The sequence below is a fragment of the Thermoflexus sp. genome (assembly GCF_025055495.1).
Lineage (GTDB): Bacteria > Chloroflexota > Anaerolineae > Thermoflexales > Thermoflexaceae > Thermoflexus.
Map to the genome: position 1 here is coordinate 1 of NZ_JANWXB010000064.1, position 7,748 is coordinate 7,748.

General features: G+C 62.4%; 5 protein-coding genes. All 5 read left to right on the forward strand.

Going from position 1 to position 7,748, the window contains the following annotated elements; genetic code table 11:
* Positions 1–55 precede the first annotated feature (55 nt).
* The 5 genes from NZM16_RS02480 (at position 56) to NZM16_RS02500 (ending at position 7,411) form a co-directional block, all read left to right on the forward strand.
* On the forward strand, positions 56–1,336 hold the full coding sequence (locus NZM16_RS02480; protein ID WP_295478276.1) for an extracellular solute-binding protein: 1,281 nt from the start codon (positions 56–58) through the stop codon (positions 1,334–1,336).
* 402 nt (positions 1,337–1,738) lie between these two features.
* Positions 1,739–2,956: a carbohydrate ABC transporter permease gene (locus NZM16_RS02485; protein ID WP_295478279.1), complete on the forward strand. Its 1,218-nt coding sequence runs from the start codon at positions 1,739–1,741 to the stop codon at positions 2,954–2,956.
* Complete coding sequence (locus NZM16_RS02490; RefSeq protein WP_295478282.1) at positions 2,953–3,798, forward strand: sugar ABC transporter permease; 846 nt, start codon at positions 2,953–2,955, stop codon at positions 3,796–3,798. Before NZM16_RS02485 ends, NZM16_RS02490 begins: the two co-directional genes overlap by 4 nt.
* Positions 3,799–3,972: 174 nt before the next feature.
* Positions 3,973–5,781: an alpha-amylase family glycosyl hydrolase gene (locus NZM16_RS02495; protein ID WP_295478285.1), complete on the forward strand. Its 1,809-nt coding sequence runs from the start codon at positions 3,973–3,975 to the stop codon at positions 5,779–5,781.
* 16 nt (positions 5,782–5,797) lie between these two features.
* Positions 5,798–7,411 (forward strand): alpha-amylase family glycosyl hydrolase, encoded by a 1,614-nt coding sequence (locus NZM16_RS02500; RefSeq protein ID WP_295478288.1) that lies wholly within the window; start codon positions 5,798–5,800, stop codon positions 7,409–7,411.
* The last annotated feature ends 337 nt before the right edge of the window (positions 7,412–7,748 follow it).

Below are 7,748 nucleotides of genomic sequence, written 5' to 3' on the forward strand. Positions count from 1 at the left end.
CCGGAACGGGTGTCCCTGTAGCCCGAGACCCTGACCCGATTTCAGGAGGTGGAAGATGGTTCCGCGACGTTTCTATCCCGTGATGGCGATGCTGGCTTTGTTGGGCCTGCTGCTGGCCGCCTGCGCGCCGGCGGCTACGCCGACCCCCACCGCCGCTCCACCCACGCCAGCTCCCGGGCCCACGCCCACAGCTCCGAAGAAGGTAACCATCACCATCTGGCATCAGTGGGATGGCAAATACCTGGATGCGATCACCCAGGTCTTCAAGGATTATGAGGCTGCCCATCCCGGCGTGACGATCGATCTCTCCCGACCTGAAAACGTGATGGACGCCCTCAGGGTGGCGATCCCTGCCGGACAGGGGCCAGACATCATCGGTTGGGCGAACGATCAAATCGGCAACTTGGCCCTGGCGGGTCTCATCGTTCCCCTGAACGAGCACGGGATCACGGAGGATTTCCTGAAGAACACCTATGTAGAGGTGGCGGCCAAAGCCGTGATCTATCAGGGGAAGATCTGGGCCCTGCCGGAAACCATGGAGGGGATCGGCCTAGTTTACAACAAGGCCCTGGTGACTCCGGAGTTCCTCCCCACGGATCCCATGAACTTCGACGACCTGCTGGCGAAGGCCAGGGCCTTCGCGGAGAAGAACCCGGGCAAGTTCCTCGTCTGCAACCAGGGCCTGGGCGGCAACGATCCATACCACGTGGCCCCGATCTATTTCGGGTTCGGCGTTCCGTCGTATGTGGATGAGGAGGGGAAGGTCTATCTGAACACTCCGGAGGCGCTGAAAGCGGCCCAGTGGATGCTTCAGTTCCGGGAGGTGGCCCCCAAGGAGACCAGCCATGACATCTGCAAATCCCTCCTGACGGAGGGAAAGGTCGGGGCCTGGTGGACCGGTCCGTGGGCCATCGCCGACATCGAGGCCGCTAAGATCGACTACGGGATCGCCCCGATGGGCCGTCCTTTCGTCGGCATTAAGACCTTGATGTTGAGCAAGAACGCCGTCGATCGTGGCAATGTGGCGGCCGCCCTGGACATCATGAAATATTTCACCAGCGCGGAGGTCCAGAAGAAGCTGGCCCTGGTCAACAAGACCATCCCCGCGCAGATCCAGGCGCTGAATGATCCGGAGGTGCAGGCGCTGCCCACCGTCAAGGGCTTCGGCGAGTCGCTGAAGCTGGGCGTGCCGATGGCCAGCACGCCTTATGCGGCAGCTCAGTGGGGGCCCGTCGGAGAGGCGACGGTGGCCATCTGGACCGGCGCGCAGAAGCCGGAGGATGCCCTGGCGGCTGCTCAAAAGGCCATTGAAGACGCCATCGCTCAGATGAAGTAGAAGGAGATGAGGGGGGAGCGCGCGCTCCCCCCTCGTCTTAGGCAGAGCCGGTTTGTGAGGAAGGGCTTTCGGGCGACCCCTCATCCCCTACGGGCCACTTCCAGGCTCCCCCGCGGTTTTGGGGGCTGGGGCCTGGCCCGCTTCCCTCCCGAAGGCCCCTGGGATCGGATTTGCCCCACGGCGTAACGAATGCAATACCACACAGGAGTGACACCGTTGGGAGCCAGCCGGGCGAGGGAGGATGGCCTCGCTCCCCGATCTCTCCCCTCCCCACAGCCCCCAGGGCCGTGGGGAGGGGAGAAAAGAGGCATCCTGCCCTCGCGATGGCCCTCCCAACAGTGTAACTCCTGTAAATCATGAGGCGTTGTTCATCGCTTCCCCAACAGGGGTGTGGAGGAGACAATGGTTGGACTGTCAGGCGCGCGCAAGAGCTTGTTAATCGCCCTGTTCGTGGCTCCAATGTTCCTTGGCGTTCTGGTGTTTAATATTTATCCTATCCTCCTGAATGTCTACATCTCGTTCACAAACTACAACCGCTTTCACCCCAATCCAGACTGCGATCTCTGGCTAAATAGCATCATGGAACCCCGGTGCTGGCCGATGTTTCGGCCGCGGCTGCCTCAAGGGCTGGGCACGCCCTTCACGCTCCAACAACCGATTTATCAGAATTATGTCGATTTGTTTGGCCGCCTGTTCACCCGCCGCGCCCTCGAGAGCCTGGCCCAGATCGCCCTCTGCCTGACCCCTCTCGTGTTCGCCTTTTTCCTCCATCGATACTGGGAACGCCGTCGAGGGCGGCTGGGCAATTCGGGCTGGGTCTGGGGAGGCGCTTTCCTGACCAGCTTCGCCCTGGCCGCCGGGCTGGATCTGCCCCGGGCGCTGGTGGATTTGATGGAAAGCGGGGACTTCATCGCCGTGGTCTTCCGCACGGTGCTCTTTGTGGCCACACGGGTTCCTCTGAGTTTTCTCCTCGGCCTGGTGCTGGCCCTGATCCTGAACCATCCTTCCCTGCCGGGTCGCACGTTCTTCCGGGTGGTGCTCTTCCTTCCCTGGGCAGCCTCCTCGGTGGCCATTCTGATGGCACTGGTCTGGCAATTCTTCTTCCGGGAGCAGGGGACCATCAATCAGCTGCTGGCGCTGCTGGGGATGAAAGGCCCCATCTGGTTAAATCATCCGTTCTCGGCTTTCGCCATTGTGGTTCTGGTGGATGTGTGGTTCTCTTATCCGTTTTTCATGGTCGTGATCTTGGGCGCCTTGCAATCCATCCCGTTGGAGCTCTACGAGGCCGCCGAGGTGGATGGGGCTTCCTGGTGGGACCAGTTGCGGCACATCACGCTGCCCCTGATCCGGCCGGCCGTGCTTCCCGCAACGGTCCTGACGTCCATCACGGCCTTCCAGATGTTCGGCACGGCATGGGCCATCACCGGCGGCGGCCCGATCACGGGGGTGGGCAAACCGGGAGCGACAGAGTTCGTGATGATTTATGCCTATAAACAGATCTATCAGCTCCAGAACTATGGCCGCGCTGCTGCTTTCGCGGTCATCATCTTCGGGATGCTATTCCTCGCTACGCTTTACAGCCTTCGCCTGACCCGGATCACGAAAGGAGCTTACGAATGAACCGGCGAACCAAACCCATGCTTCTTCTCGTGAATTATCTGGTTTTGGTCCTCGCCGCCTTCTTCGCGTTCTATCCAATCTGGTTCGCGATTCTGGCTTCCGGCCGCATCGGGGACCGGCTCTACACGTTGAACCTGTTGGGGATGTTCATCCCCACCGAGTGGACCTTTGAGAACTACCGGATGCTGCTCTTTGACCGGCCGTTTCTCATCTGGATCCGGAACAGCCTTTTCGTCGCGGGGCTGACGACCTTGGGGGCCCTTTTGCTTTCGACCTCGGCGGCCTATGCCTTCTCACGATTTCGCTTTCGGGGCCGGGAGTTCATGCTCATCCTCTTGCTGGCCATCCAGGCCTTCCCGGGAGTCCTCTCACTGGTCGCCGTGGCGCTGATCCTCACCGCCCTCGGCCTCTTCGGAAAGCATATGGGCTTGGTGCTGGCTTACACGGCGGGGGCCCTGGTGTTCTGCACGTGGAACCTGAAAGGTTATTTCGATACCATTCCGATCGACCTCGAAGAAGCCGCCATGATCGACGGGTGCGATCCCATCCAGGCTTTCCTGCGGATCACTTTGCCCCTCGCTCGACCCGCCCTGGCGGTGACCGCTCTCCTGGCCTTCCTGGGGGCCTGGGGGGACTTCGTCCTGGCCTCCGTGATCGTGCCCGCCCCCGATCACATGAAAACTGTGGTCCCCGCCCTCTATGGCTTGGCAAACAGCGTGAGCATCCCATGGGGCGAATTCGCCGCCGGGTTCGTGCTCATGGCGGTCCCGACCATTCTGGTCTTCCTTTTCCTTCAGCGTTTCCTGGAGGCCGGGCTCACCCTCGGAGGGGTGAAAGGATAAATCCTGGGGCCCATCTGTGGAGCCGTTCCCTTTCGGGTTCCCGCGTCACGCTGTCCGCTTCCTCGGGAAGTCTTTTTCCCCTTCCCACGGCCCTTTGGGCTGTGGGAAGGGGGGATACAGGGGGTGGGGCTATCCCGCCTCGTCTGACTGGCTTTTCGGTGCGCAGCTCTAGCCATGTGCTACGAAATCGAGGATCACATCTTCGGAGATCTGATCGAGCCGGCCCAGCGCCTGGCGTTGCATCAGGAGAGCCGGTTGGGCGTCCGGCATCTTCACCAGATTGTACCCCTGGATCCCGAGCCGGGCCATCCGATCGTTCTGTATTTGACCACGGCAGGCCCGACGCCCTACGAAGAGGCCATCTGCCGGTTCACCACGGATGACACAGACCCGGCCGGGGAGAGCGCCCGCGTTCTCCCCCTCCAGCACGATGGGGTGGAGTGGGACACCCTGCTGTGGGATTACGTCCATCGCTGGTCTGTCACGCTGCCTCCCCAACCCGCCGGGACGATGATCCGCTACCATCTGGCCGCGCGGGTGGCTGGAACGGACCGTTGGGTCTTCGCGGATAACCAGGCGCTAAGCGCTGAGGAGGCCACCGATTTCGCCATCTGGGTGGATAATGACCCGGTTCCCGATTGGGCATGGGATGCGGTGGTCTATCATATCTTCGTGGACCGGTTCTATCCCGGGGATGGTCGCTCGTGGCGGAATCCGGAGCGGCCTACCGGCTTCTACGGGGGGACCCTGCGGGGAGTGATTCAGAAGCTGGGATACATCCGCGACCTGGGCTGTAATGCCATCTGGCTTTCCCCGATCTTCGCCAGCCCTTCCTATCACGGCTACGACGCGATCGATCTCTACACGATCGAACCCCGTCTGGGAACTTTCGCGGACTTCCGCGAGCTGGTCGAAGCCGCCCACGCGCAGGGCCTTCGGGTCCTTCTGGATTTCGTGGCCCATCACTGGTCTCATCTCCATCCCACGTTTATCTCGGCCCGCGAAGATCCTCAAAGCCCTTATCGAGACTGGTATGTCTGGCGCCGATGGCCGGATGAATACGAGATGTTCTTCACGGTCAAGAGCATGCCGAAATTGAACCTTCGACCCGGACCCGCCCGGAATTATCTTCTCCGGTGCGCTCAATACTGGTTGGAACAGGGCGTGGACGGCTATCGTCTGGATTTCGCCTATGGGCCGCCGCGGGATTTCTGGGCGGATTTCCGCCGGGCATGTCGGGCCGTGCGCCCGGATTGTTGGCTGTTCGGCGAGGTGGTACACACCGCCGCCGTCCAGAGGACCTTCCAGGGGGTGATGGATGGGACGCTGGATTTTCTGCTGGCCTGGGCGTTGCGCGAAACCTTCGCCCACAAGCGGTGGGATTTGGCTCGCTTTGAGGCTTTTCTTGCCGCCCATGAAGCGTATTTTCCGGCCAGCTTTTGCCGACCTGCGTTCCTGGATAACCACGATATGGATCGCTTCATGTTCGTGGCGGGGAACGATGTGGATGCCCTGAAGATCGCCGCCTTGATCCTCTTTACGTTACCCGGCCCTCCCGTTCTTTATTACGGCACAGAGATCGGCATGACGCAGAAGCACCCCATCCATCGAGGAGGGCGAAGCTTCGATGTCGAAGCTCGTCAGCCGATGCGTTGGGAGGATGTCCCGAGCTCTGCGCTGCGGGAATATTTCCGCCGTCTCATCGCCTTGCGGCATGCTTATCCTGCCCTGCGCTATGGGGCCCGTCAGGTCATCCATCTGGATGCGGAAGCGGGCACCTATGCCTATCTCCGGACATGGCGGGAGAGCTCGGTTGCCGTGGCGGTCAACCTCAGCCCTCAGCCGCGCCGCGTCCGATGGCGATGGCCCCGGGAGGCCTGGATCCAGACGCCCCGGGATCAGCTCAACGGCTATACCGTCTGTGTTCGGGATGGTGTTCTGGAGGTGAATCTGCCGCCGAAAAGCGGAGCCCTGATCGCCTGAAGGGAGCGTTCGAGCGATGTGTGGGATACGATGGTCTTTCATTGTTCTCCTCATTCTGGTGAAGGGGGCATGCCGACCCATCGCCCCGCCCGTTCCGTCCCCTGCCCTCCCTACCCCGGTCCCCACCGAGACGATACGCCCGGCTCCCACGCCCACCTTCACCCTGCCTCCTTACACCACGCCGGCCTGGTTCCGGAGCGCTGTCCTCTACGAGATTTTTCTTCGTTCTTTCTACGACTCTGATGGGGACGGCGTCGGGGATCTACGAGGGATCATCGCGCGGCTGGATAACCTCCAGTCGCTGGGGGTTACAGCGATCTGGCTGACGCCGATCCACCCTTCCCCTTCCGATCACGGCTATGATGTGATGGACTATTTCCATGTGCGTCCGGAGTATGGAACAGTGGAAGATGTGCGGGCTCTGGCCGAAGCCGCCCACGCCCGGGGGATGCGGGTGCTCCTGGATTTCGTTTCTTCTCATCTGTCCAACCAGCATCCCTACTTCCGGGACGCCTTCGGCAATCCGGCTTCCCGCTACAGCGACTGGTTTATCTGGCAGAATGAGGCCCATACCCGCTACCTGAGCTTCGATGGCGTTCTGGCGATGCCCCGCTTCAACCATTACAACCCGGAGGTGGTGGCTTACCTGACTCAGGTAGCCCGCTTCTGGTTGGGCCAGGGGATCGACGGTTTTCGAGTGGACAATGCGACCTTTCCGCCGAAGGCGTTCTTCGTGGCCTTGCGTCGGGAAGTGAAGGCCGTAAACCCGGATGCCCTGCTGCTCGGGGAGTTCTGGGTGCGAAGCGTTTCGCGGCTGGCCCCGGCATTTCCCGATCAGTTTGATGCCCTCTTCGATTTCCCGCTTTATCACATCATGCTGGGCGACCCCAACCGGAACGGCGACGGCGTGCTATCCGGCCAGAGTGATCCGGTGCTCCTCTCGACCCTTTTCCGCGAGGAGGCCCAGCTCTTTCCGCCCCAGAGCCTGGCTGTCCGCTTCCTGTCCAACCATGACACCAATCGCTTGGCGACCGAGCTCAATCGGGATCCTGCCCGCCTGCGCCTCGCAGCAGCTTTCTTAACGGCTTTGCCCGGGCCGATCATGATCTATTACGGCGAGGAAATCGGGATGCTGGGTCAGAAAGGAGGGCCGCCGGCCTGGGACAACTATCGCCGGGAGCCCATGGACTGGTATGCCTCGGGGGAGGGGCCGGGCCAGACCACGTGGTTCCGCCCGCCGGATCGCTGGAACCTTCCAGGGGACGGCATCTCGGTGGAGGAGGAGGAGCAGGATCCGAGCTCCCTGCTGAACACCTATCGGCGGCTCCTCCGCTTGCGGGCGGAAACGCCCGCCCTGCGCGAAGGGGATTTCACCGTTCTGGAGCTCACGGCCTCCGCGCCGGGGGCGTGGGGTTTCGTGCGGCGGGCCGCTGGCCAAACCGTCGTGGCGCTTTTTAATTTTTCCGATCAGCCGCTCTCGGTGACGCTCTCCGCGTTTCCGTTCACGGCGTCCGCGCCGCAGGATCTTCTGAACGGCCGCGCCTTTCCACCCACGCAGGCCGGTCAGCCTTACGCGATCTCCATGCCCGGGGCCAGCGCGGTGTGGCTGGTTTCTCCACCGGGCGAATAGGGCTTGCATCCCCTGCGGTGGATTCCATGGGGTAGCGCTGGCCTGGGGCGGATCGCGCGCTCGGGCGGAGCTACCCAGCTTGCCCCGCTCCCCCCTCAGGAAGGCCTTCCAGGGGGGAGGGGCCATTCCCCCTCGTCCGACCGGCTTCGGGTGGCGTCCCTCCTATCCGGATTCCCCGGTTTCGACAGGCTCCCGCGCTCGATCCGGGGGACACAGGAAGGGCGGACCCTGGCGTCCGGCGTGATAGGCGTAGCGCTGCCCCCGGGCCTCCAGGACTACCCGGTAGCCAGGGGTGAGGACCTGCAGATACAGCCGCCCGGGTTCTGGGCACCCCAGG

What these genes read in the sequence shown, in the direction of transcription:
- NZM16_RS02500 (WP_295478288.1), top strand. Translation starts at nt 5,798, where the DNA reads ATGTGTGGGATACGATGGTCTTTCATTGTTCTCCTCATTCTGGTGAAG.
- NZM16_RS02485 (WP_295478279.1), top strand. Translation starts at nt 1,739, where the DNA reads ATGGTTGGACTGTCAGGCGCGCGCAAGAGCTTGTTAATCGCCCTGTTC.
- NZM16_RS02490 (WP_295478282.1), top strand. Translation starts at nt 2,953, where the DNA reads ATGAACCGGCGAACCAAACCCATGCTTCTTCTCGTGAATTATCTGGTT.
- NZM16_RS02480 (WP_295478276.1), top strand. Translation starts at nt 56, where the DNA reads ATGGTTCCGCGACGTTTCTATCCCGTGATGGCGATGCTGGCTTTGTTG.
- NZM16_RS02495 (WP_295478285.1), top strand. Translation starts at nt 3,973, where the DNA reads ATGTGCTACGAAATCGAGGATCACATCTTCGGAGATCTGATCGAGCCG.